This window comes from Pseudomonas pharyngis (assembly GCF_021602345.1).
GTDB classification, from domain to species: domain Bacteria; phylum Pseudomonadota; class Gammaproteobacteria; order Pseudomonadales; family Pseudomonadaceae; genus Aquipseudomonas; species Aquipseudomonas pharyngis.
The window spans coordinates 502,180-526,300 of the sequence record NZ_BQID01000001.1 but is presented as its reverse complement, the minus strand read 5'-3'; the positions used below and the strand labels follow the sequence as shown (position 1 = coordinate 526,300).

General features: G+C 58.9%; 17 protein-coding genes. All 17 read left to right on the top strand.

Translation table 11 applies throughout. The annotated features are described in order from the left end of the window. Positions 1 to 2,658: a type VI secretion system ATPase TssH gene (gene tssH / locus L6D74_RS02445; protein ID WP_085612407.1), complete on the top strand. Its 2,658-nt coding sequence runs from the start codon at positions 1 to 3 to the stop codon at positions 2,656 to 2,658. A 10-nt stretch (positions 2,659 to 2,668) separates the two neighbouring features. Then, the gene (locus L6D74_RS02440; RefSeq protein WP_085747929.1) at positions 2,669 to 4,195 is read left to right on the top strand and encodes a sigma-54 interaction domain-containing protein; all 1,527 of its coding nucleotides are present in this window, start codon (positions 2,669 to 2,671) and stop codon (positions 4,193 to 4,195) included. A 93-nt stretch (positions 4,196 to 4,288) separates the two neighbouring features. Next, positions 4,289 to 4,429, top strand: coding sequence for a hypothetical protein (locus L6D74_RS02435; RefSeq protein WP_003229566.1), 141 nt, complete (start codon positions 4,289 to 4,291; stop codon positions 4,427 to 4,429). A gap of 18 nt (positions 4,430 to 4,447) precedes the next feature. Next, a complete protein-coding gene (gene tagH, locus L6D74_RS02430; RefSeq protein WP_236179737.1) occupies positions 4,448 to 5,641 on the top strand; it encodes a type VI secretion system-associated FHA domain protein TagH in 1,194 nt (397 codons plus the stop codon). Between the two features lie 5 nt (positions 5,642 to 5,646). Further along, positions 5,647 to 6,147: a type VI secretion system lipoprotein TssJ gene (tssJ, locus tag L6D74_RS02425; RefSeq protein ID WP_011336587.1), complete on the top strand. Its 501-nt coding sequence runs from the start codon at positions 5,647 to 5,649 to the stop codon at positions 6,145 to 6,147. A 2-nt stretch (positions 6,148 to 6,149) separates the two neighbouring features. After that, positions 6,150 to 7,481, top strand: a complete 1,332-nt coding sequence (gene tssK, locus L6D74_RS02420; protein ID WP_039765155.1) for a type VI secretion system baseplate subunit TssK — start codon at positions 6,150 to 6,152, stop codon at positions 7,479 to 7,481. A gap of 5 nt (positions 7,482 to 7,486) precedes the next feature. After that, the gene (icmH, locus tag L6D74_RS02415) at positions 7,487 to 8,362 is read left to right on the top strand and encodes a type IVB secretion system protein IcmH/DotU (protein ID WP_064600459.1); all 876 of its coding nucleotides are present in this window, start codon (positions 7,487 to 7,489) and stop codon (positions 8,360 to 8,362) included. A 13-nt stretch (positions 8,363 to 8,375) separates the two neighbouring features. After that, entirely contained in the window at positions 8,376 to 11,915 is a 3,540-nt protein-coding gene (gene tssM, locus L6D74_RS02410) for a type VI secretion system membrane subunit TssM (protein ID WP_236187593.1), read from the top strand. Beyond that, the gene (locus L6D74_RS02405; RefSeq protein ID WP_236187592.1) at positions 11,915 to 12,643 is read left to right on the top strand and encodes a PP2C family protein-serine/threonine phosphatase; all 729 of its coding nucleotides are present in this window, start codon (positions 11,915 to 11,917) and stop codon (positions 12,641 to 12,643) included. The genes tssM and L6D74_RS02405 overlap by 1 nt, the downstream gene beginning before the upstream one ends. Then, entirely contained in the window at positions 12,640 to 13,641 is a 1,002-nt protein-coding gene (locus L6D74_RS02400) for a serine/threonine-protein kinase (protein ID WP_236187591.1), read from the top strand. The genes L6D74_RS02405 and L6D74_RS02400 overlap by 4 nt, the downstream gene beginning before the upstream one ends. 28 nt (positions 13,642 to 13,669) lie before the next feature. Next, positions 13,670 to 15,718 carry a type VI secretion system Vgr family protein gene (locus L6D74_RS02395; RefSeq protein WP_236187590.1) on the top strand — a complete coding sequence of 683 codons (2,049 nt, stop codon included), beginning with the start codon at positions 13,670 to 13,672 and terminating at the stop codon, positions 15,716 to 15,718. A 5-nt stretch (positions 15,719 to 15,723) separates the two neighbouring features. Then, the gene (locus tag L6D74_RS02390; RefSeq protein ID WP_236187589.1) at positions 15,724 to 16,743 is read left to right on the top strand and encodes a tetratricopeptide repeat protein; all 1,020 of its coding nucleotides are present in this window, start codon (positions 15,724 to 15,726) and stop codon (positions 16,741 to 16,743) included. Positions 16,744 to 16,759: 16 nt separating this feature from the next. Next, complete coding sequence (locus L6D74_RS02385; protein ID WP_236187588.1) at positions 16,760 to 19,810, top strand: hypothetical protein; 3,051 nt, start codon at positions 16,760 to 16,762, stop codon at positions 19,808 to 19,810. 2 nt (positions 19,811 to 19,812) lie between these two features. Continuing rightward, on the top strand, positions 19,813 to 20,541 hold the full coding sequence (locus tag L6D74_RS02380) for a hypothetical protein (RefSeq protein WP_236187587.1): 729 nt from the start codon (positions 19,813 to 19,815) through the stop codon (positions 20,539 to 20,541). 160 nt (positions 20,542 to 20,701) lie between these two features. Then, positions 20,702 to 21,580: a lysozyme inhibitor LprI family protein gene (locus tag L6D74_RS02375; RefSeq protein ID WP_236187586.1), complete on the top strand. Its 879-nt coding sequence runs from the start codon at positions 20,702 to 20,704 to the stop codon at positions 21,578 to 21,580. Positions 21,581 to 21,954: 374 nt separating this feature from the next. Beyond that, positions 21,955 to 22,602, top strand: a complete 648-nt coding sequence (locus L6D74_RS02370) for a hypothetical protein (protein ID WP_236187585.1) — start codon at positions 21,955 to 21,957, stop codon at positions 22,600 to 22,602. A gap of 117 nt (positions 22,603 to 22,719) precedes the next feature. Next, complete coding sequence (locus L6D74_RS02365; protein WP_373874450.1) at positions 22,720 to 24,069, top strand: lysozyme inhibitor LprI family protein; 1,350 nt, start codon at positions 22,720 to 22,722, stop codon at positions 24,067 to 24,069. Positions 24,070 to 24,121: the final 52 nt, after the last annotated feature.

Genomic DNA, 24,121 nt, shown 5'->3' with positions numbered 1-24,121 from the left:
ATGATCAACGTAGACCTGCAACAACTCATCCAGGCGCTGGACGCCGAAACCCGTCGCGATCTGGAGCGTTCGGCCGAGCGCTGCGTGGCCCGTGGCGGCAGCAAGATTCTGGTCGAAGACTTGCTGCTCGGCCTGCTGGAGCGCCCGAACGGTCTGCTCTCCCGTGCGCTGCAGGATGCCGACGTTGATGCCGGTGAACTGAGCGCCGCCCTGCAATCGCGGGTCGAGCACAGCGCTTCGCGCAACCCGGTGTTCGCTCCGGAACTGGTGCAGTGGCTGCAAGACGCGCTGCTGGTGGCCAACCTTGAGCTGGGCCAGACCTCGGTCGAAGACGCGGCGCTGATCCTCGCGCTGTTGCGCAACCCGATGCGTTACGCCGGCAGCCGCTACCAGCCGTTGCTCGCCAAACTGAACATCGATCGCCTGAAGGAATTTGCCCTGTCGCAACAACCTCAGGCAGCGGCCAACGGCAAACCGGCCGCCCAGGGCGAATCGCTGCTCGAGCGCTTCACCCACAACCTGACCCAACAGGCCCGCGACGGCAAACTCGACCCGGTGCTGTGCCGCGATGGCGCGATCCGCCAGATGGTCGATATCCTCGCCCGTCGCCGCAAGAACAACCCGATCGTGGTCGGTGAAGCCGGTGTCGGTAAAACCGCCATCGTCGAAGGCCTGGCCTCGCGCATCGCTGCCGGTGAAGTGCCTCAGGTGCTCAAGGGCGTCGAGCTGCTGTCACTGGACATGGGCCTGTTGCAGGCCGGCGCCAGCGTCAAAGGTGAATTCGAACGTCGTCTGAAAGGCGTGATCGACGAGGTCAAAGCCTCGCCGAAGCCGATCATCCTGTTCATCGACGAAGCCCACACCCTGATCGGCGCGGGCGGCAATGCCGGCGGTTCCGACGCGGCCAATCTGCTGAAGCCGGCACTGGCTCGTGGCGAACTGCGCACCATCGCCGCTACCACCTGGGCCGAGTACAAGAAATACTTCGAGAAAGACCCGGCGCTGGCCCGTCGTTTCCAACCGGTTCAACTGCACGAACCGACCGTGAGCGAAGCCGTGACCATCCTGCGTGGCCTGGCTCAGGTCTACGAGAAGAGCCACGGCATCTACCTGCGGGATGACGCGGTGGTTTCCGCAGCCGAGCTGTCCGCCCGTTACCTGGCCGGTCGGCAACTGCCGGACAAGGCTGTTGATGTGCTCGACACCGCGTGCGCCCGTGTTCGCATCAGCCTCGCTGCGGCCCCGGAAAGCCTGGAACGCCTGCGTGGCGAACTGGCTGAAGGTGGCCGTCAGCGTCAGGCCCTGCGTCGCGATGCCGAAGCCGGTCTGTTGATCGACCACGAAGCGCTGGAGGCACTGGAAGCGCGCCTGGACGAAGCCGAAGCGGAAAGGGTCGCACTGGAAACCCAGTGGACCGAGCAGAAACAACTGGCCGAGCGTCTGCTGGAACTGCGTCAGCAACTGGCCAAGGCCCGTGAAGCCGCTGCGGTCGAGCCGGTGGTCACCGTTGAAGAAGACGCCGAAGGCACGGTGATCGAAACCGTTGCTGCTGAAGTTGAAGAAGGCCAAAGCGTCGAAGCGCTGGAAGCACAACTCAACGAAACCCACAGCGCCCTGACCGCCGCTCAGGTCAAGGAGCGTCTGGTCAGCTTCGAAGTCTGCCCGCGTCTGGTGGCCGAAGTGATCAGCGCCTGGACCGGCGTGCCACTGGCGCAACTGGCCCGCGAACACAACGCCAAGGTGGCGAGTTTCGCCACCGACCTGCGCACCCGCATCCGTGGCCAGGAACAAGCCGTGCACGCACTGGACCGCTCGATGCGCGCCACCGCTGCCGGCCTGAACAAGCCTGACGCACCGGTCGGCGTGTTCCTGCTGGTCGGCCCGAGCGGCGTCGGCAAGACCGAAACCGCTCTGGCACTTGCCGACCTGCTGTACGGCGGCGACCGCTTCATCACCACCATCAACATGTCCGAGTTCCAGGAGAAACACACCGTTTCCCGCCTGATCGGTGCACCGCCAGGCTACGTCGGTTACGGCGAGGGCGGCATGCTCACCGAAGCCGTACGCCAGAAGCCGTACTCGGTGGTGCTGCTCGATGAAGTCGAGAAGGCCGACCCGGACGTGCTCAATCTGTTCTACCAAATCTTCGACAAAGGCGTGGCCAACGACGGCGAAGGTCGCGAGATCGACTTCCGCAATACCTTGATCCTGATGACCTCGAACCTGGGCAGCGACAAGATCAGCGACCTCTGCGAAGACGGCGCGCGTCCGACCGCCGAAGTGCTGGAAGAAACCATTCGCCCGGTGCTCAGCAAACACTTCAAACCGGCGCTGCTGGCGCGGATGAAAGTGGTGCCGTACTACCCGGTCGGCGGCCCGGTGCTGCGCGAGCTGATCGAGATCAAGCTCGGTCGTCTGGGCGAGCGTCTGAACCGTCGCCAGCTGGACTTCACCTGGTGCCAGAACCTCGTCGATCACCTGTCCGAGCGCTGCACCCAAAGCGAAAGCGGTGCACGCCTGATCGACCACTTGCTCGACCAGCACGTACTGCCGCTGGTGGCCGACCGCTTGCTCGACGCCATGGCCACCGGTGAAAGCCTCAAGCGCGTGCATGCGACGCTTGACGGTGAAGCCAGCGTGACCTGCGAGTTCGCCTGAGGTGAGTGTGATGTTCACTCAAGTGCCGCAGCCACTGCTCTATGCCGAAGCCTTGCTGGCGCAGTTCGCCAGCCTGTCGCGCGCGGCGGACGGTGCTGCGCTGCTGGGTGACTTCGTGCGCGGTCTGGCCGGGCTGAGCGGTTGCGAACTGACGCAGCTGTACTTGCTGGATGCCACGCACACGTCGCTGGGGATGAACGCCGAATGCCTCGACGGCGTGCTGCAACCGCGCAGTGCGGCGAGCCTGCCGGCGGACTACAACGGCGAGCAACTGTTGCAGTTCGCCCTGTGCCAGAACCGCGTGGTGAGCTTCGACGACCTGGGCGGCAGCCTGCACGAAACCAGTTTTCTGCCGGCGTCGTCCACGCCGTGGCAGTCGCTGTTGTGCGTGCCGCTGGTCAATCAGCAGAAGGCCGTTGAAGGCCTGTTGCTGTGCGCCAGCCGTCGCCACATCAACCTGCAAGGGTTTGCCGATTCTCTCGGCCAGCTCGGCTCGTTCGTGCTTGGTCAACTGCACTTGCTGCAACGCCTGCGCCAGCCAGTGGATGCGGCCGCGCCGGTCGTGCGCAGTCTGCCGAGTGCCAGCGGCTACGGCCTGATCGGCAAGAGCGCGGCAATGCGCCAGACCTACTCGCTGATAAGCAAAGTCCTGCACAGCCCGTACACCGTGCTGTTGCGTGGCGAGACCGGCACCGGCAAGGAAGTGGTCGCGCGGGCGATCCACGATTGCGGCCCGCGTCGGTCCCAGGCGTTCATCGTGCAGAACTGCGCGGCGTTCCCGGAAAACCTGCTGGAAAGCGAGCTGTTCGGCTACCGCAAAGGCGCGTTTACCGGCGCCGATCGCGACCGCGCCGGGCTGTTCGACGCGGCCAACGGCGGCACTCTGTTGCTCGATGAAATCGGCGACATGCCGCTGTCGCTGCAAGCCAAGTTGCTGCGCGTGTTGCAGGAAGGCGAGATCCGCCCGCTGGGTTCCAACGACACGCACAAGATCGACGTGCGCATCATCGCCGCGACGCACCGCGATCTGTCGGTGCTGGTCAGCGAAGGCAAATTCCGCGAAGACCTGTACTACCGTCTCGCGCAATTCCCGATCGAATTGCCGGCCTTGCGTCAGCGCGAAGGCGACATCCTCGACCTGGCCAAGCACTTTGCCGACAAGGCCTGCACTTTCCTGCAACGTGACCCGGTGCGCTGGTCGGACGCGGCGCTGGAACACCTTTCCGGTTACACCTTCCCCGGCAACGTGCGTGAACTCAAAGGCCTGGTCGAGCGGGCGGTGCTGTTGTGCGAGGGCGGCGAGTTGCTGGCCGAACATTTCTCGCTGCGCCTGGAATCGGCGCCGGTGCCGGAAGACCACTGCGGCCTCAATCTGCGCGAACGACTGGAAGCGGTCGAACGCAATCTGTTGCTCGATTGCCTGCGCAAGAACGACGGCAACCAGACGCTCGCCGCCCGCGAACTGGGCTTGCCGCGCCGCACGCTGCTGTACCGGCTCGGCCGCTTGAACATCAATCTGGGTGATTTCGATGGGTAGGCGAAAGTCCGTCGGATTCACCTCGAACACCTATTTCAGCGCCGCCCGCGAGGGTCGGCGCTTTGTGCTTTGTCTACACCTGGAGACCCTCTGATGTCTGTTCGTCACTGGCACGCTGTCCTGCTGACCCTCGTCGTTCTATGCGGCCTCGGCGGTTGCAGCGGCAATTACAAATTCAACGATAACGATTACCGCCCGCTGGGTGATCCGCAGGCGGTCAATCGCGGCAAGTGACCGCAAGGAGCATCAAACATGGAATTGGTTTTCGAAATGCTGAACACCAAGCAGTTCGTGCCCACCGAGCTGTGCCAGCGGACCTTCAAACAGGCCGGCGGCGTGATCGGGCGGGGCGAGGACTGCGACTGGATCATCCCTGACCGCAAGCGTCACTTGTCCAACCACCACGCGATAGTCAGCTATCGCGAGGGTTCGTTCTTCCTGACCGACACCAGCAGCAACGGTGTGCAGGACGGCGACAGCGGCGCACGTCTGCACAAGGGCGAACCGGTGCGCATCGAGCACGGCAGCACCTACGTGCTGGGCGACTTCGAGATTCGCGCACGACTGGTGCGCGACCCGGCGACGTTCGACGGTGAAGTCGGTCTGCCACGCGCCGCCGGCAGCATCATTCCGGATGACGCGTTCCTCGACCTCGACCCGCTGAAGTCGCTGGAGCAGCAAGAGCGCGTGTACTCGGAATTCGAGGAAATGCTCGCACCGGTGACCGACCCTGAAGACTCCCGTCAGCGCGCCGACTACGCGCGCATCGACATGGAAAGCCTGATGGTGCCGGAGCTGATCGTCGAGCCCACGCCTGAGCCTGCGCCGGCGCCGAAAGCGGTCGAGCGTCAGAGCGAAACCTTCTGGGATAAATTCGGCGCGGCCCTTGGCGTGAACGTGAAGAACCTCAGCCACGACGAGCGTGAAGCTCTTGCGCTGAACGCTGCACGTCTGCTGCGCCAGAGCGTCGGCGGTCTGCAACAGAGCCTGCGCACCCGTTCGGAGCTGAAAAACGAACTGCGTCTGGCCCAGACCACCGTACAAGGCACCAACAAGAATCCGCTGAAATTCGCCGTCGATCCGAGCGAAGCGCTGGACATCCTGTTGCAGCCGCACAAGCCGGGCCATCTGCCGGCCGAGCAGGCGATCTCCCGGGCGTTCCGTGACTTGCAGGCGCATCAGGTGGCGCTGCTGACCGCCAGCCGCGCGGCGGTGCGCGGCACTCTGGAACACTTCTCGCCGGAGCAGTTGACCCTGCGTTTCGAGCGTGACAACAAGCCGTTGCTCGCCACCGCCGGCGGGCGTTGGAGAGCGTTCAACCGTTACCACCATGCGCTGCGTCAGGACGACGACTGGAGCGAGCGCCTGCTGGCTCGCGACTTCGCCCAGGCCTACGAAGAACAGATCCGCCTGATCTCCACCCTCCACACCGACCACCAAGGATGATGCGCATGTCTCGCCGCTCGACCGCTTTTTTCAAGACGCTGACCGCGCTCACCCTGTTGGTGCTGCTCGCCGGTTGTTCGTCGCTGTCGCCGTATTCGAAAGTGACCAAGATCAACCTGAAGTTGACCGGCAGCGATCAGCTGAATCCGGACCTCAACGGTCGTCCGTCGCCGATCGTGGTGCGCCTGTTCGAACTCAAGCACCCGGTGACCTTCGAGAACGCCGATTTCTTCAGCCTCTATGAGCGCGCCAAGGAATCCCTCAACCCGGATCTGGTGGCCAGCGAAGAACTCGAACTGCGCCCGGGTGAAACCGTGGAACTGAAACTCAGCGTGGAGGAGGGCAGCCGCTTCATCGGCATCCTCGCCGCGTACCGCGACCTGCCGGAAACCAAATGGCGCCACACGTTCCCGATCACACCGCTGGAAGTCACCGAAGCCGATCTGACCCTGGATCAGGCCGGTATCCGCAAGACCAACGAAGTGCTCGCCAAGGCGGATGACTGATCATGAATACCCATAAAGTCATCTGGCAGGAAGGCATGCTGCTACGTCCGCAGCACTTCCAGCACAACGACCGCTACTACGATCACCAGATGAAGACCCGCACCCGGTTGCTGGGCGGCTACACCTGGGGTTTCCTGAATCTGGAGATCGACCTGCAGTTCCTCAACATGGGCAAACTGGTAATCAGTGAAGCCTCGGGAATTCTGCCGGACGGCAGCCTGTTCGAACTCGGCGGCAACACCGAACCGCTGGCGCTGGACGTGCCGCCGAACACCGGCAACACGCCGATCTACCTGGCGCTGCCACTGGTCACCGGTAACCACATCGAGGCCCGTCGCCCGGAGCAGTCCGACGTGCTGGCGCGTTACACCGCGTATGACGCCGAAGTGGCCGACTCCAACGCTGGTGATGATTCCGCCAGCCAGGTCAGTTGCGGTCGCCCGGACTTCAAGCTGTTGCTCGGCGAGCAGCAGAGCGATCAGGCCTACGTGAAGCTGAAGATCTGCGACGTGCTCGACACCACGCCGGACGGCGTGATCAGCCTCGACCCGGATTTCGTGCCGACCTACATTCAGGCCCACGCCTCCAGCTACCTGCTGTCGTGCCTGAAAGAAGTGATCAGCATGCTCGGTCACCGGGGCGACACCATTGCCGAGCGCATCCGTTCGAACGGCAAGGTCGGCGGCGCGGAAATCGGCGACTTCATGATGTTGCAACTTATCAACCGCACCGAACTGCTGCTGCGCCACTACCTGGGTCTGGAGCAGGTTCACCCGGAAGAGTTGTACCGCACGCTGCTGACCATGCTCGGCGATCTGGCGACGTTCTCCAGCGACAGCAAACGCCCGCGTCTGGACAGCCGTTACTCCCACGCCGACCAGGGTGCGAGTTTCCGCAAGCTGATGGAGTCGATCCGTCAGGTACTGTCGATGGTGCTGGAACAGCACGCCATCGAACTGATCCTGCAAGCGCGTCAGTACGGGATCATCGTGTCGCCGCTGCACGACCACAAACTGCTGGGCTCGGCGTCGTTCGTGCTGGCAGCCAGTGCCAACTGCGACTCCGAAGAACTGCGCAATCGCTTGCCTGCGCACCTCAAGGTCGGCCCGGTGGAGCGCATCCGCCAACTGGTCAACCTGCACCTGCCGGGGATCAAGGTCAAACCGTTGCCGGTGGCCCCGCGGCAGATCGCGTTCCACTCCAACAAAACCTATTTCATCCTCGAACTCAGTTCCGAAGACCTGGCACAACTCGAGCGCTCCGGCGGCTTCGCGTTCCATGTGTCCGGCGAATTCGCCGAGCTTGAACTGAAATTCTGGGCCATCAGGAACTGACCGACATGATCAAGGACATGGAACACAACCAGGACGACAAAACCGTCCTGCTCGACCGTCAGGGCCATGGCCCGGCGGCGAGTCCGCTGACCGACTTCGCCGCGCCACCGCGCTTCGAGCAACTGGAAGAACGGATGATCTACGCCGCGCGCCTGCGCCCGGCGGAGGCCTTCAACATCAGCCTCAATTCGCTGGTGGCGGCGTCGTCCGAACTGCTGTCGGAAGTGGTGCGCCTCAAGCACAGTGAAACCCGCGAAGACCTCTACGCGCTCAACGAGCGCCTGACCGCCGGGCTCAAGCTGTTCGAAGTGCGCGCCCTGCACAACGGCGCCGAAAGCAGCCAGGTGATGGCCGCCCGTTACGTGCTCTGCACCGTGGTCGACGAAGCCGTCGTGACCACGCCGTGGGGCAATGAAAGCGAGTGGTCGCAGATGAGCCTGCTCAGCAGCTTCCACAACGAAACCTTCGGTGGCGAGAAGTTCTTCCAGTTGCTCGATCGGCTGTCGAAAAACCCGGTCAAGCACCTGCCGATGCTGGAGCTGATGTACCTGTGCCTGTCCCTCGGTTTCGAAGGCAAGTACCGCGTGCAGGCGCGCGGCATGCTGGAACTCGAAGGCATCCGCGACGCCCTGTACCGGCAGATCCGTCAGTTGCGTGGCGACGTGCCGCGCGAATTGTCGCCGCAGTGGGAAGGCCTCAACGATCAGCGCCGCAACCTGGTGCGCATCGTGCCGGCGTGGATGGTGGTGCTGTTCACCTTCGTCTGTCTGGTGATGATGTATTCGGGCTTCGCCTGGGTCTTGGGCGAGCAGCGCGACACCGTTCTGCAACCATATCAGCCGCTTGATCCGGCCGCGGCCTCGCCGCAGTCGCAGCCGTAAACAGGGACGTGTGATGAAAAAGTTTTTCAAGAAAGTCGGCGCCTTCCTGCGCCAGACCTGGGTCTGGACCTTGCTGCTGGTGCTGTTCGTGGCGCTGCTGGTGTGGTTCGTCGGCCCGTTGTTGGCAGTGGATGACTACAAGTTCTGGGAAAGCGCGACTTCGCGTCTGCTGACCATCAGCGTGCTGTTCCTGATCTGGGGCCTGACCATGGTCTTCGTCAGCTGGCGCGCCGGTATCCGCAAGAAAGCCGTCGAAGAAACCGAAGACGGCCAGGACCGTATCCGCCGCGAAGAGTTGATCGACGAAGAGCAGAAAGAGTTGAAGGAGCGTTTCAAGGACGCCCTGAAAACCCTCAAGACTTCGAGCCTGTACCGCGGCCGCAGCGAGCGCTGGCGCAATGACTTGCCGTGGTACTTGCTGATCGGCCCGCAGGCCAGCGGCAAGACCAGCCTGCTGGACTTCTCCGGGCTGGAATTCCCGATCAACAAGATCGACCGCAAACTGACCCGCGACACCCACGGCACCCGTCATTGCGACTGGTACTTCGCCGATCACGGTGTACTGATCGACACCGCCGGCCGCTACCTGACCCAGCCGGATGCGGAAGTCGACGGCAGCGCCTGGACCACCTTGCTGGAACTGTTGCGCAAGCGTCGTCGCGGTCGTCCGCTGAACGGCGTGCTGGTGACCATTCCGGTGGAAACCCTGACCGGTGGCAGCGAACAGGACATCGAAACCCTGGCCCGCCAGGTGCGTGCGCGTCTGCAAGACGTCTATCAGAAGCTGCACGTCGATGTGCCGGTGTATCTGGTGCTGAGCAAGGCCGACAAGCTGCTGGGCTTCGATGAGTTCTTCGACCAACTGACTCGCGAAGAAAGCGATCAGGTGCTGGGCACCAGTTTCCGCAAGGATCAGGTCGGCACCGACGTGACGGTGCTGCGCAACGAGTTCGAAGAGCTGCTGCGTCGCCTCAACAGCCAGGTGATCATGCGCATGCACTCCGAGCGCGACACCCAGCGCCGTGGCCGCATCCTCGACTTCCCGCACCAGATGGGCCAGATCGGCGAGCGTCTGTGCCTGCTGGTCGACATGGCGTTCACCGGCAACCGCTACCAGCGTGCGACGCAACTGCGTGGCTTCTACCTGACCAGCGCACCGCACCTGACTCAGGAAATGGATTCGACCACCGCCGGCATCGGCGCGAGTCTGGGCATGAGCGCCGGCGTGCTGCCGACGCTGCGCAGCGGTCGTTCGCGTTTCATCCATCACTTGCTCAGCCGGGTGATTTTCCCCGAGGCCGATCTGGCCGGTCTGGACAAGCGCGAGCGCAGCCGCATCCACTGGGGCCAGCGTGCGTTGTACGTCGGCGCACTGGGTGCGCTGGTGCTGTTCGGCATGCTCTGGGCCGGTGGTTTCTCGGCCAACTACGAGCGTCTGGAAAGCCTGCGCAATCTGGCGCAGAACTGGACGCAGCAACGCACGGCACTGTCGCCGCGCGATGACGCCATGGGCGCACTGAAAACCCTCGACACCAGCTACGCTGCCACCCAGGTGTTCCCGAAAAAAGGCGACGCGGCGTACCACGAACGGATGGGTCTGTATCAGGGCCAGGACGTCAATCCGGTGGTCAAGGAGGCTTACGAGCACGAGCTCGAAAAGCAACTGCTGCCGCGCGTTGCAACGATGCTCGAAGGCCAGATCCGCGCCAACATGAAGGACCGCGAAAAGCTGATCAACAGCCTGCGCGCGTACCTGATGCTGAACATGAAGGATCGTCGTGACGCGGCATGGCTCAAGGACTGGATCGCGGCGGACTGGTCGCAGCGTTACACCGGCAACACCGCGGTGCAGAACGGTCTGAACACGCACCTCGAGCGTCTGTTGCAGCAGCCGTTTATCTATCCGCTCAACGAGCAACTGGTGGCCCAGGCGCGTCAGATCCTGCGCAGCGAGTCGCTGGCGACCGTGGTTTACCGCATGCTCCGCGAGCAGGCGCGCAACCTGCCGGATTACCGTTTCAGCCAGCACCTCGGGCCGCAGGGCTCGCTGTTCATCGGCACTGAATACGTGATTCCGGGCTTCTACACCCAGACCGGTTATCAGCAGTATTTTTCGGTGCAAGGCGCGTCGCTGGTGACCGACATCCTGCGTGACAACTGGGTGCTGGGCGAAGGCGCGGGCATCAGCGACATGGATCTGCGTCGCCTGATGGTCGAGCTGGAGCAACTGTACTTCCGCGACTACGCCAACTACTGGAGCGAGGCCGTTGGCCAGGTAGCACTGCCGCCGATCAGCGATGCCGGTGAAGGCGCCGAGCAACTGGCGGGCCTGACCTCGGCCAACTCGCCGGTGCTGGCGCTGCTGACCGAAGTGCGCGAGAACACCCGCTTCCCGGCCGCTGCCGATCCGGTGGACGAGGCGGGTGACGCGGCTGATGCGCTGGCCGGACAGAAAGGCAAACTGGGCAAGGTGGGCAAACTCGCCGCGGCGGCAGCGGACAAGGCCTCGGCCCTGAACGTGGCGAAGAACCTGCCGGACACCGCCAAGAAGTCCCTGCAACGCCGCTTCGAGCCGCTGCACAAATTGCTCGACGACAACAACGGCCCGGCCGCTGACCTGACCCCGGCCTTCACCGCGCTCAACGACCTGCAACTGCAGCTGGCGGGCCTCGCCCGTTCCAGCACGCCGGAGCAGGCCGCGTTCGAGCTGGCCAAGACCCGCATGAGCGGCCAGCGTGATGCGCTGACCAACCTGCGCAATGCGTCCGGTCGTCTGCCGCGTCCGCTGAGCGTGTGGTTCAACGTGCTGGCCGAAGACTCGTGGCGCCTGGTGCTTAACGATGCCTACCAGTACCTGAACGGCCGTTATCAGAACGAGCTGTACAGCGTGTATGGCAAAACCATCAACAAGCGTTACCCGTTCAGCGCCTCGAGCACCAGCGACGTGGCGATCAGCGATTTCCGCGAGTTCTTCCGCGCTCAAGGCACCATCGACCGCTTCTTCGACAGCTACATGCGTCCGTTCGTCAGCGGTGATCCGGGCAACTACCGGATGCGCAGCGTCGACGGCCGCAGCCTGCCGGTGTCGAAGGTCTTCCTCGACCAGATGGCGGCGGCCCTGAACATTCGCCAGAGCTTCTTCTCGATCAACCCGGCCGAACCGACCGTGCAGTTCAAGCTGGAGCCGTACACCCTCGATCCGGCGGTCAGCCGTTCCGAGTTCAAGTTCGGCGACAAGACCATGGAGTACCGCCACGGTCCGATCCTGCCCATGAGCTTCAAGTGGCCGACCGATGCTGAAGACGGTCGCACCAGCCTGGTCATGGACAAGATGGCCGGGCGCCCGATCGGCATCGAGAAGAACTCCGGCCCGTGGTCGCTGTTCCGTCTGTTCGACCTGATGCAGACCGAGTACCTGACCGGTCGCGACGTGCTGGTGCTCAAAGCCGACGTGGGTGGCCTGCGCGCCAATTACCTGCTGACCAGCCAGCGCACGCCGAACCCGTTCGACATGGGCGTGCTGCGCACCTTCCGTATGCCGGTGCAGCTCTGATGCTGGTGGCCAGTCCCTGGCGCAGCGCGGCGCGAACCGACCCGGGCAAGGTGCGGTCGCGCAACGAAGATGCCTTCCTCGACACCCCGCAGCATGGGCTGTGGGTGGTCGCGGACGGCATGGGCGGTCATCAGGGTGGCGACATCGCCAGCCAGTTGATCGTCGCCAGCCTGGCTGAACTGCCGCAGTACGAAGACTTCGACGAACGCCTCAAAGCCATCCGCCAGTGCCTGCACTGGCTGAACCGGCGCCTGGGGCAGGAGTTGACCGTCACCGCCGGGCGCCACGACAGCATCATGGGCAGCACCGTCGTGGCGCTGCTGGTGGAAGGCAATCGCGCGGCCTGCATCTGGGCCGGCGACAGTCGTTGCTACATGTGGCGTGGGCAGCGGTTGTATCAGCTGTCGAAGGACCATTCGCTGCAGCAGCAATTGATCGACGAGCAGCAGATGAGCGTCGAACAGGCAGCGGCGCACCCGGCGGCCCAGGCCTTGACCCGGGCGGTCGGCGCGGCGGAACAACTGACGCTGGATGTGCTGGAGCTTGAGGTGTATCCGGGCGATGTGTTCCTGCTGTGCAGCGATGGTTTGTATCAAGGCCTGAGCAGCGATGCCCTCGGCAACGCCCTCAGCCTGGCGGCGCCACATGTGGCGCTGGAACGTCTGTTCGACGGTGCCCTGCGGGGCGCCGCACGGGACAATCTGACGGCCGTGGTGATCCGCCAATGACTGAAATCGAATCCTCAGTCGATGACTTGCTGATGAGCGAGGAGCAGGCCAACAACCTGACCTATTTCGCTTTTGCAAAGCAGCACAACGCCGAACCCCCGCTGGCGCCAACCAAGGCCAGCGTCGGCGCACTGCCGGATGTTCTGGCAGGCCGCTACCACCTCGAGCGCCTGCTCGGGGCCGGTGGCATGGGTGCGGTTTACCGGGCCCGGGATCTCCTTCACGAGCAGTTCGGCGATCCCGATCCTTACATTGCGCTGAAAATCCTCAGCGAAGAATTTGCCGAGTCGCCGGATGCCAGTGCCTTGCTCTACAGCGAGTTCGCCCTGACCCGACGCCTGCGCCACGACAATGTGCTGCGACCGCACACGTTCGAAGTGGACACCGATTGCCAGCGGGCCTTCATCACCATGGAACTCATGCGTGGCCTGACCCTGGACAAACTGCTCTGCGAGCGGCCGCTGGGCCTGCCGTGGAAAGAACTGCGCGACATCGCGCTGCCGCTGCTCGACGCGCTGGCTTACGCCCACCGTCGCGGCGTGCTGCACGGTGACATGAAACCGAGCAACGTCATGCTCAGCGAAGACGGCGTTCGCCTCTTTGACTTCGGTCTCGGGCAGGCCGAGGAGGGCATCCTGCCCGGCCTGCCGCACCTGAGCCGCGAGCGCTTCAACGCCTGGACCCCGGGCTACGCCGCCCCCGAACTGCTTGAGGGCCAACCGCTGTCGGCCAGCGCGGACGTGTACGGCGTGGCCTGCGTGATCTATGAACTGGCGGGCGGCAAACACCCGTTCCGCCGCTTGCCCTCGACCCAGGCCCGTGACGAATACCTGGAGCGCGAGCTGCAAGCCCCGGCAAATCTACCGACACACTGCTGGCCCGCGCTGCGCACCGCGCTGGCCTTTGACGCGGCAGAGCGCAACATTTCTGCCGAACAATTGCGTGACGCCTTGGGCGCCACTTCGTCCTGGCTGCAGCGTTTGCGGCTGAGGGCGTAACGGATGACATTCGAACAGGGAGCACTTTATGTTCAACCCAGCTAACGAAACGCACTTCAGCCTGACTGTTGAAGATTACGTAGGCGACCTGCAAGTCCTGTCGTTCACCGGCACCGAAGGCATCAGCCAGCCGTTTCGTTTCGACATCGAACTGGTCAGCGAAAACCCGGATCTGGACCTGGAAAAACTCCTGCACAAACAGGCATTCCTCGCCCTCGATCCGCAGGGCTCGGGCATCCACGGCCAGATCTACCGCGTGGCCCAGGGCGATGCCGGCAAGCGCCTGACCCGCTACAAGGTTTCACTGGTGCCGCAGCTGCAATACCTGCATCACCGCACCAACCAGCGCATCTACCAGCAGATGTCGGCGCCGAAAATCATCGCGCTGATCCTCGACGAGCACGGCATCAAGGGCAACGCCTACAGCTTCCAGCTCAGCCAGCCGTGCCCGGATCGCGACTACTGCGTGCAGTACGACGAAACCGATCTGCATTTCGTCCAGCGTCTGTGCGAAGAAGAAGGCATTCACTACCACTTCCAGCACAGCAAGAAAGGCCATCTGCTGGTGTTCGGCGATGACCAGACCGTGTTCCCGAACCTCGGCCAACCGACCGCGTATGTGCAGGGCAGCGGCATGGTCGCCGAAGAACCGGTGATCAAAGGCTTCAAGCTGCGCCTGGAAACCCGCACCAGCCGCACAACGCGCCGCGACTACGATTTCGAAAAGCCGCGCCTGCAAATGGAAGCGGCCTACAAACCAGACGGCGCTCTCGATAGCAAAGACGCTGAACCGGATCTGGAAGACTACGACTACCCTGGCCGTTTCATCGATCGCGCGCGCGGCAAGTTCCTCAGCCAGCGCGCCCTCGAACGTCATCGCGCCGACTACCGTCAGGCCGAAGGTCGCGGCGATCAGACCAAACTGGTCAGTGGCCATTTCATGGAAATGTCCGACCACCCGCGCAGCGAGTGGAACGACCTGTGGCTGCTCACCGAAATCTTCCACGAAGGCAAACAGCCGCAAGTCCTCGAAGAATCGGTGACCAGCGACACCACCGACAACAAGGACGACTTCCACCAGGGCTACCGCAACCGCTTCCTCGCCACCCCGTGGGACGTGTTCTACCGCCCGGCCCTGGAACACCCGAAACCCCGCGTGCTCGGCAGCCAGACCGCGATGGTCACCGGACCCAAAGGCGAAGAAATCCACTGCGACCAGTACGGCCGCATCAAGGTGCAATTCCACTGGGACCGCGAAGGCCTGGCCGACGACAAAACCAGCTGCTGGCTGCGCGTCTCCAGCTCCTGGGCCGGCGACCGCTATGGCGCCATCTCCATCCCGCGCATCGGCATGGAAGTCCTCGTCACCTTCCTCGAAGGCGACCCCGACCAACCGCTGGTCACCGGCTGCCTGTACCACAAGGAAAACCCGGTGCCCTACGCCCTGCCGGCGAACAAAACCCGCAGCGTCTTCAAAACCCTCAGCTCCCCGGGCGGCGGTGGCTACAACGAACTGCGCATCGAAGACAAAAAAGGCGCCGAACAAATCTTCATCCACGCCCAGCGCGACTGGGATGAAAACGTTGAGCACGATCAGAAGATTCGGGTCGGGAATGAACGTCACGACACCGTGGTGAAGAACACCTACACCGAGCTGAAGGCTGAAGAACATCGCACCACGTTTTCCGACCGCAAGATCGAAGCGCGGATGGACGACCACCTGACCATTGGTGAGAGCCAGCATGTGAAGCTCGGGACGGCGCAACTGACCAGTGTCGGGAAAGAGATTCACATCAAGGCGGGGGACAAGATTGTCATTGAGGCGGGGACTGAGCTGACGATTCTCGGCGGTGGCAGTTTCATCAAGCTCGATGGCGGTGGTGTGACCGTGGTTGGGCCGGTGGTGAAGATTAATGCTGGCGGGTCGGCGGGGAGTGGCACCGGGATCGGGATTAAGCCGCCGGTGCTGCCGGGGGCGGCGGATAAGGATAAGGCGGGGAGTTTGATGGATCAGGCGTTGTTGAATGCGCCGCCTGAGAAGGTTAAGCCGAAGGCTTTTTTTGTGTTTTCTGAGTGATCGACATGAATGGTTTTTTGAAGAAAAGGCACGGCTTCGCGGTAGCGGCTTTCACCGCCTCGCTGCTGAGCCTGTTTCATGGCAGCGCTTATGCTGATGATTGTCCGTCTGAGGACTTTTCACAGTTCCTGCCGGCGTTCTCTGCGAATGCTGAAACTCAGCAGCGGTTGACTGCGATGACGGTGAAGTCGCTGGTTTTGAAACCTACCGGGGAGAATGGAAATTTTGAGCCGCAAACGAAGGGAGTCAATAGCTCGACATTGGCCTTTCCACTGATGGCACCCATAGCCACAGACAAGGCAGAAGGCGTCGAAGTCGAAGCGGTTGACGACAGTCATTTCAACGTTGTTGATAAGCGTGCAGGTAACAGCAATATCAAGATCTTTAACTTTTCTCGCCAGGCGTGTTGGGTTCTGGAGGGCGTTGAGGATTGGTCGGTTAGCGACAAAAATCTCGTAGTGGCAAGTACTCCGACCATGAACACATCCGAGAATTTTTGTTATCAGCGCGCTCAAGCCTTCGCTGGGCTAGGTGGGTTGGAGCAGTATCGGCTGACCGGTGAGCTGTTTGTGGCTGCGCTGGAAAACTATGTGTGCGCTGCTGCTTCGGGAGACCCACAAGCAAGTTTAAGTGCTGCGGGCCTGAGTCTATCCGGCATGGCTCCACAGTTGGAAACGGAAAAGGTCGAGGCACTTTTCAAGGCCGCCGCGACAACCCTTGCCGACGGTGCAGCCTCTCTTTCGACTTTCTATTGCTATGGGAACAACCCTGTACCCGAAGGGCCGTGCCAACATCCAGAGCAAGCCGAGAAGGAGCTAATTCGCGCCGCGTCAATGGGTTCGGTCAGCGCGATGAATTACTTGGGTTATTCGTTTGAAGAAGGGAGGCTCGTTACCAAAGACATGTCCAGAGCGCTTGCCTGCTATCGCCTCGCAGCTGACAAGGGTGACGACACCGCTGCCGGAAATCTGAAACGTTTAAACGCGCAAGACGCTGCTTCTACCAAGACCAGCTATTGCTATTAATTTGCAGGATGCAGAAATGACCGAACCACTCGATTTAAGAAACCAGTACACCGGCGGTGATTACGTCTACCTGATGGGAGGTAATGGTACTCAAACCAACGCGGCAGGAAAAAAACTGATCGATTGTTCACATATGGTGAATCTTCTGCTCACTGGCGCGGGCTACCAGATTGAGTATGAGGAGACGAGAGCGATGAATGCTTCCTCTCGCTTTTACACCGTGGTGCCACCGACAGAGGTCAAGAAAGGGGACATTGCTCTTTGGATTGACATCCTTCCTCTTACAGGAGGCAATCGTCGCCTGTTTCATACCGGCATTGTCATGGAATACAACGCAGCGACAGGCCAGGGAAAAATTTTTGGTGCTCAGACCACTAACGGACCCTCGGAAGCGTTCTTTGGCCGGAACCCGCCTGCATACTACTGGCCTGTTCCAACAAAGTTTCTAAGGGCAAAGGAGGAGTATCGGACAGGTGCTAATCCAGCGCCGGCGCCTGCTCCTGTACCGGCAGGCCCTGCCCCATTGATGAACTTTCAATATCCGTTCAGAAAAGCTGACGGCAAACAATTCACTGATGCGGAGGAGGTTTACAAAGCCCTCGAGGCTGAAACTGCCGGCCACTACCTGCTGGGCAGTAACAAGTTCTGGCACGGCGGCATTCACATCAGCAATGCCAGCGCTCCTCAGTGCATTTTGAACGAGCCAATTCGGTGTATGGCCGACGGTGAAGTCGTGGCCTACCGACTTAACGAAGATTATCTGGAGTCTACTTTTGGCGAAAATGAGAAAAAACTGAAATATTCCAACTCGTTTTGTTTGGTGCGACATGAGTATAAGTCTGCCCCAAACCCAGAAGAAGGGCCAAATAAGGGCAAGCAAAACAAGCTGAATTTCTACAGCTTGTACATGCATCTTCTGCCCTTCAAGCGTTATCCGCTGACTGAGGAAGAAACTCCGAAGCCTCAAGTGACCATGAAGGTAAGTGACTTCAACGCTTACGACGATTTCCCTGAATCCAGTAGCGTTCAGAATGTTGGCAAGCTCGTTGCAGGGACCAAACTTGAGATATTGGATCAAAAGGACTTAGGCAACGTTACCTACGCGAAAGGAAAAATCCTGTCAGGTAGCGTTAAAAAGAGTGGCCACAAAGTTCGCGAGGCTGGCAAAGAGGTCTGGTTCGCATACTTGAAAGATGGAGAACCCTACAAGAACTCCAAACCCGCGCGTATATGGCTGGCAGACCCGATCCCGGAGCGTTTAAAGCCCAAATATTGGCAAGGTAAGGTGAAGGGAACCGCGTTGAAGAGATTGGATCTTTATCAGGATCCTGTCTCTGCTCAAAATGGGCAGACTGCCGGTGCTAAGATGGGCTCGCTGCAACTCACCCCTCAAAGTACGGTGGAGTTTGAAAGCAAAGAAGTTCTGAATCTCAATGTTTCAGGGACAATTCGTCGAATGGCGAAATGTACCAGCAGCGGCAGCTTGGCTGGGGCGGGGAGCGTTCCTCCCAGCTTCTGGGCGATTGTGGAAAACGACTACGTTGCCTGGGATGTAATCCCGATTAGTTTCAATTCTGTAGAGCCTGCAAGTACCGGTATCAAGGCGGGAGATCCGATTGGCTATCTGGGATTGACTGAAAATCTCACTGGCGAAGATGGCGGTGTAGCGAGTAAGTATCAAGTACACGTCGAGATATTTACTGCCGAAGCCGATGTAAAAGACTTCCTCAAGAATACGGCTGGGCTGAAGATCGGCAAGCAATACCTGTATCTGCCGGCGGGAGGTGAGCTGAAGAAAAAAGCACCTGCGACGGATAGTACGGTGCTGAAAACGAAACATGCGGTTGATTTGAACAAGGCCCCGGTCATTAAAGTGGGCACCGACGATTACTACGATGTGACCGTCACTGACGATGCTCAGGCCGTCAATGGTCTTGTCAAAAAAGCCGGTGCACAAATCATCACTCAGCATGATTGGGAAAAACTGGGGTTTCAGATCGTCGAAGAAACCAATGCGACAGCGGACGGGTTTCTCGATCCGAAAGACATGCCCGTGTTCTTTCAGGATCTGTTTGCGAAGATCGATAAAGACCAGAGCCGGGACGTCGATCCGACCGAGCTGGCCGAGGCTTTGAAAAACCCAGATACGCGCTCGCAATGGTCCAGGCTGGTGGCCCATCATCCGACTGAGTGGAAAGCGAAAGCAGACGCTCCCAAGTGGAGCCGGCTCGATACAGAGCTTGTGCACGCCCCGAAGACACTGAAGCATGAAAAAGAAAGGATCAGCAGCTATGTGTTTTGGGATGATCTGAAAGAAAAGGCTGCCATGACTTCGGACGTGGTTTGGCATTTTCATTCTATTGAAATGCTGAGTAACTTCATGAGGCGTTCTGAATTTATAGATGTCGAGCGTTTTGTAGCTATGTATGCTGAGCAACATGCTTCGTTTCAGGCTGATGCGCCTCAGCTTTCTGCTACGTCCAAGTCTAATTTGCGTAAGATCGCAGAGAACGTTAATAAGTATCTAGAAAAAACTAAAGAAATTTATACCATTTATGAGTTGTCGTATATGTTCGCTACGGCGCGCCACGAGGCTTATCAATTTATGATTGCTGAGTATTTTAGTGCTGCTCCTGAGTATGGGCCGGTTTCCTATTTCGACAAATATGACCCTGTGCTTGCAGATACCGCAACACGCAGACAAACTGCGTTAGACAACGGTAACACGGTACAAGGGGACGGTTACAAATATCGAGGGCGTGGTCTCGTTCATTTGACTTGGAAGAAAAATTATCAAAAAGCAAAAGATTACTTCGGAATTGATTTTGTCACACATCCCGAGGAGGCTGCAGGGTTTGAGAATTCCGTGCCCATCATGATATGGGGTATGAAGGAAGGTATATTTACTGGGAAAAAACTTGGCGATTACGTTAATAATACTTCTAAGGATTATGAAGGGGCACGGAAGGTTATCAACGGGTCCGACCAGAAGGCGCTGATCGCGAGTTATGCCGTTAAGTTCGAAGCGATATTAAAAGCCACATCAATTGCACCGGAGACCAAATAAGCATGAAGATGAAATTGCACGTAGTCATGGCTATCATATATTTCGTGTTAGCAGATGTCGCATTCGCCGATCCGCATGACGTGTATTCAGCCGATGTCGACGCCCGCTCTTTAATCGTGACTTGGTCAGGTGGTAGTAAAACAATCAAGGACGTAATCGGCAGCCAAGGCGAGACAACCAGAGAGCTAGTTGATTTTAACGGGGGGAAGGCCCTCCATTATGAGAACCTGGCGTCGCGTGCTCCTTTCGAAGCGTATTTTACGTTGACTAGGCATGGCGCGGAGGTTTTCATAGACTGCGTTTATACAAACGTTCGGAACGAGCAGAACGGAATCCTAATAAACAAGGCCGTCTGTGGTTTGGAACGCCCGTTAGCTGAAGAGTATGAGGAGGTGGCGTCTGAATTTTCAGATCAGTGGAAGAACCTAACTAATAAGGTTGCTATAACTCCTTTGTTAGCAACACCGCCGGTATCGGTAGAGGTTGAAGAGTCGGTTCTAGATGGGGTTAAGTTGTCCCGGACCTATCATTCTCCGAATGACCTCAAATTCTCACGTCCTGAGAGCGTTGTAAAGAAAGATAAATTCAGCCACTCCTTTGGTGATAGCTACGTATTTTCCGTTTATACTCCCGGGGACTTAATTAACCCGCTCTATCTTGATGTGTCATCTGGAAAGCTTGACAGTGTATTTGTACGATATGATCGGGCTGGTATAGATAAGTTTTTCTGATTAATAGTTCTTGTATCAAAGCAAAGCTAGGATCTGTTTGGGGCACTGCGATTTTGTCTAAATTACGAGGGCATGCAGATTAGTTCCGCCTAATTCAATGCCCACGTTAATTCACTGAATTCTGGTGGGGCAGCCGTGCATATGCGATATAAGAGAAAAGGTGACAGATTTATTTGTGGTGTTGCGCTCAGCGGCTTTGATTTTGGTGCAGCGTTTAAATAGATCTGTTTCGTATGTTTGGATTAAAACAGGTTCTAGTTTGCTGTTGGATTTTTGCGGACATCAAGGGATTATGAGTTTTAGATTTATTCTTGTTGTGGTTTTTTCTTTGCTGTCTTCGGTTGTGAAAGCAGAAGGAACTATGATTGCGACCGTGCTTCAGGCGGATTTTTCCAAAGATCCTGAAGTACGGCTGCTCGTGAGGATTGTAGACATAGGATTTGGGCCAGATGCTCCGTCCATGGCCCTTCGTAAAGAGTGTCTGGCGCGGGTGAAGTCGACCGACCGTCCCGGCCCGGACCCATGTTTTTCGATTGAAATCACCGAGAGCAAAAAGCAACGGTCCATCGTTCGTCAAACGCTGCTGAATGATCCTCAGCGCTCAACCGACCCGATCTATCTGGAAATTGTCTACCAATCTGAAGTCAGTGCGAGCGATCCGACCAATCATTATGGGCGCTCTGCCTGGCTGAAAATTGAAGAGAACGGTTTCTACAATTGGAACAACGAAACCAAGCAGGCGTTGGCGGACGTTGTGTGGCCAACTGCGTCGAGTGGGGCGCTTGATCTGGTTATGACGGATACGGATGCACTGCTCAACCTCGTTTACCGGGAGCGCATGGAACGGTTGGACGAAAATGCACGGAAAGGCCTGAGGGAAACCCAAAGGGCCTGGATGAAATTTCGTGATGCGGAGTGTCTGCCTGAGCCGAAATCGTCTAAATCGGTTTTCGGGGAGTGGTCAAATTCCTGCTTGATCCGTGCGACGATAGAGAGAGCCCGTCAATTGGCTATGGCTCCGGACAATCGCAAACAGTGAACTAAAGCATTTGATCAGCAGGTTTATGGAGTGGGTGAGTCTTGAAAGGATTTTCGCTGTTTTCAGTTTTGTGTTTTTCATGTTGTGCATTTGCAGGTAATGCACGAGGGCCGGTCGTCGATATATATATAAAGCCAATGTTGCTCAAGTTTCCGGAAAACTGGTCCGTTATTACCAAACGTTCGATAGCCCCTGCGTCAATATTCAGATTCTCAAGCCTGGGGGACAAGGAGCAGCGAGCGACTCGATGGAGTTCTGCGACATTGAAGGGAAGAACTTTAACAACGGCTTCACCGATGTTTCATTGGATAGGGCCACGTTTTCCGACACCGAATTGCAGTTGACCTTCAAGCTGATGTCGTTGGTCGGAGTGAATGAAACTACCGAATTATGCAAATTCCGAGTTGATGTTGAACATCTCGCAGAACCTGAATGTACGGCGCAGTAAGTATCGTGCATTGCATATCGGTCAGCCATGCCATCGGAGATTCAGAGTGAAAGTCGCTCCCCTGTTGTTCCTGGCGTTGACGTGGGCGTTGTCCGCAAGCGCAGCGCCAGCCGGTGTCAGTACAAGCCATACAATGCCCACCGCGATGGTCGCTGCACTCACGAAGGAAAACCAAATGCCTGCCGATAGTTTTCGCGCCATTGCAGATGGCGTGGTGAACTGGAGCGGTGGAACGATGGCTGCCGTGGTGATTGAAGATCCGAATGGCATTTGCGCGATTTACAGGTATCAAGACGGCCGGTTGGATCTGCCTTTTGACGGCGTGCCCTGTAAGTTTCTGGGGCCACCCACGCTGATGTCGGACAGAAAAACTGCTTTGCCCGATGTCGTGTTCGCCGTCGAGTTGTTCGTTCCTAACCGGGGCGGGATGGCCAAGCAGAAGGTCGCGTTTTATTACGATGCCGAGAAGAACGCTTATTGCGAGAGTCAGTCGCTTGCGAGTTGGTATCTGTCGGGAAATCGGGCGCTGGCTCCTGATCTTCAGGATGGGCAGTGTGTAGCGGGATCGGAATAGACCCGGCCCCAAAAAACGTAAAGCTTTGCTCAGCACCTATTGGGAAATGAACATAGCCAAGCAATGCGCCACCCGGTTCGCCAAACACAAAGCCTGAATGACTCTAGGATGAACACATTGAACCGTTTCGGTTTTACCCTTCTGGCCGTTCTGCTGCCTGTTTCAACGGTCTATGCGCAGGACGACTGCAGCCATGTCGCCTCAAGCCTGGAAATGGTGCCCTGCTCGGAAGCGGCGAAGAAAGCTGCCGATACGCAGCTGAACCTCAGCTACAAGCAATTGATGGCGCGGCTTGAGTCTGATTATCGGGCAGATCCGGCATTGGGCGCGGAGTACGCGGCGAAGGTCAAAGAGTCGCAACGTGCATGGCTGAAATTGCGCGATGCGAACTGCCCTTTGGAAGCATTCGAGATCGAGACGGGGATGCCGGCGCATGTGTTCGCGGTCAACTTGTGCATCGCCAGAATGAGTCGCGAGCGCTCGGCTTATCTGGACAAGATCGCGCCTGGACAACCTGAGCAGTCATCCGATAAAAGCGTTGCGTGCCCATCCGACGACTTCATGCCGTTCCTTGCGGCATTTTCTGCCGATGGCCGATCACAGCGCAGATTTACGGCGATGACAGTCAAATCGCTCGCGTTGAAACCGACAGCCGAAGCCGGTCATTTCGAACCGATCGTTACGGGTGTGAAGGGGGCCGAGTTGGGCTATCCGTTAATGGCACCCATCCCCTCCCGCAAGATTCTGGGAGTCAAGATACAAGAGCTCGACGATAGCCATTCCATCGTTGTGGATAAGCGCGCAGGTTGGAGCCACGTCAAAGTCTTCAACTTTTCGCGGCAGGCCTGTTGGGTGCTTGAAGGCGTTGAAGACTGGTCGATCAGTGATAAAGATCTGGTCGTTGCGAGCAAACCCAAGCTGAGTAAGGAAGAGAGTTTCTGTTACCAACGTGCCGAGGCGTTCGAAGCATTGGGGGCTCCGGAAGATCAACCGCTCACGGTGGAGTTGTATGAAGCCACGTTGGAAAACCTGTTGTGCGCAGCGCGCTCTGGAGACCCACTTGTCAGTTACAAAGCGGCCATTCTGAGTCTCTCGGGTATGGCGCCGCAGGTGCCGACGGACACGCTGGAGTCTTTGTTCAAAGCAGCAGCCACTACGCTGCCCAACGGTGCGATGGGGCTTTCCGAGTTTTACTGTGACGGCAACGAGCTCACCTTCGACGGGCCCTGCAAAAATCCCGCGCTCGCAGAGCAAGCGCTGATCGGCGCTGTGAAAATGGGTAATGCCGTCGCGATCAGCAAGTTGGGATCGACCTTTGCGAGCGGCGAGTGGGGTACCAAAGACCCCTCCCGAGCCATGGCCTGCTATCAATTGGCTCTCGCCCAGGGTTACGAAGGGGCGAACTTCGGTCTGGAACATCTGAAGAAAAATTCCACCACTGAAATCAAACCCAGTTATTGCCTCTGACTGCCCCCGAAGCCGGACGGTTTTCCTTTAAACTCCCCGCCCTCAAGGAACG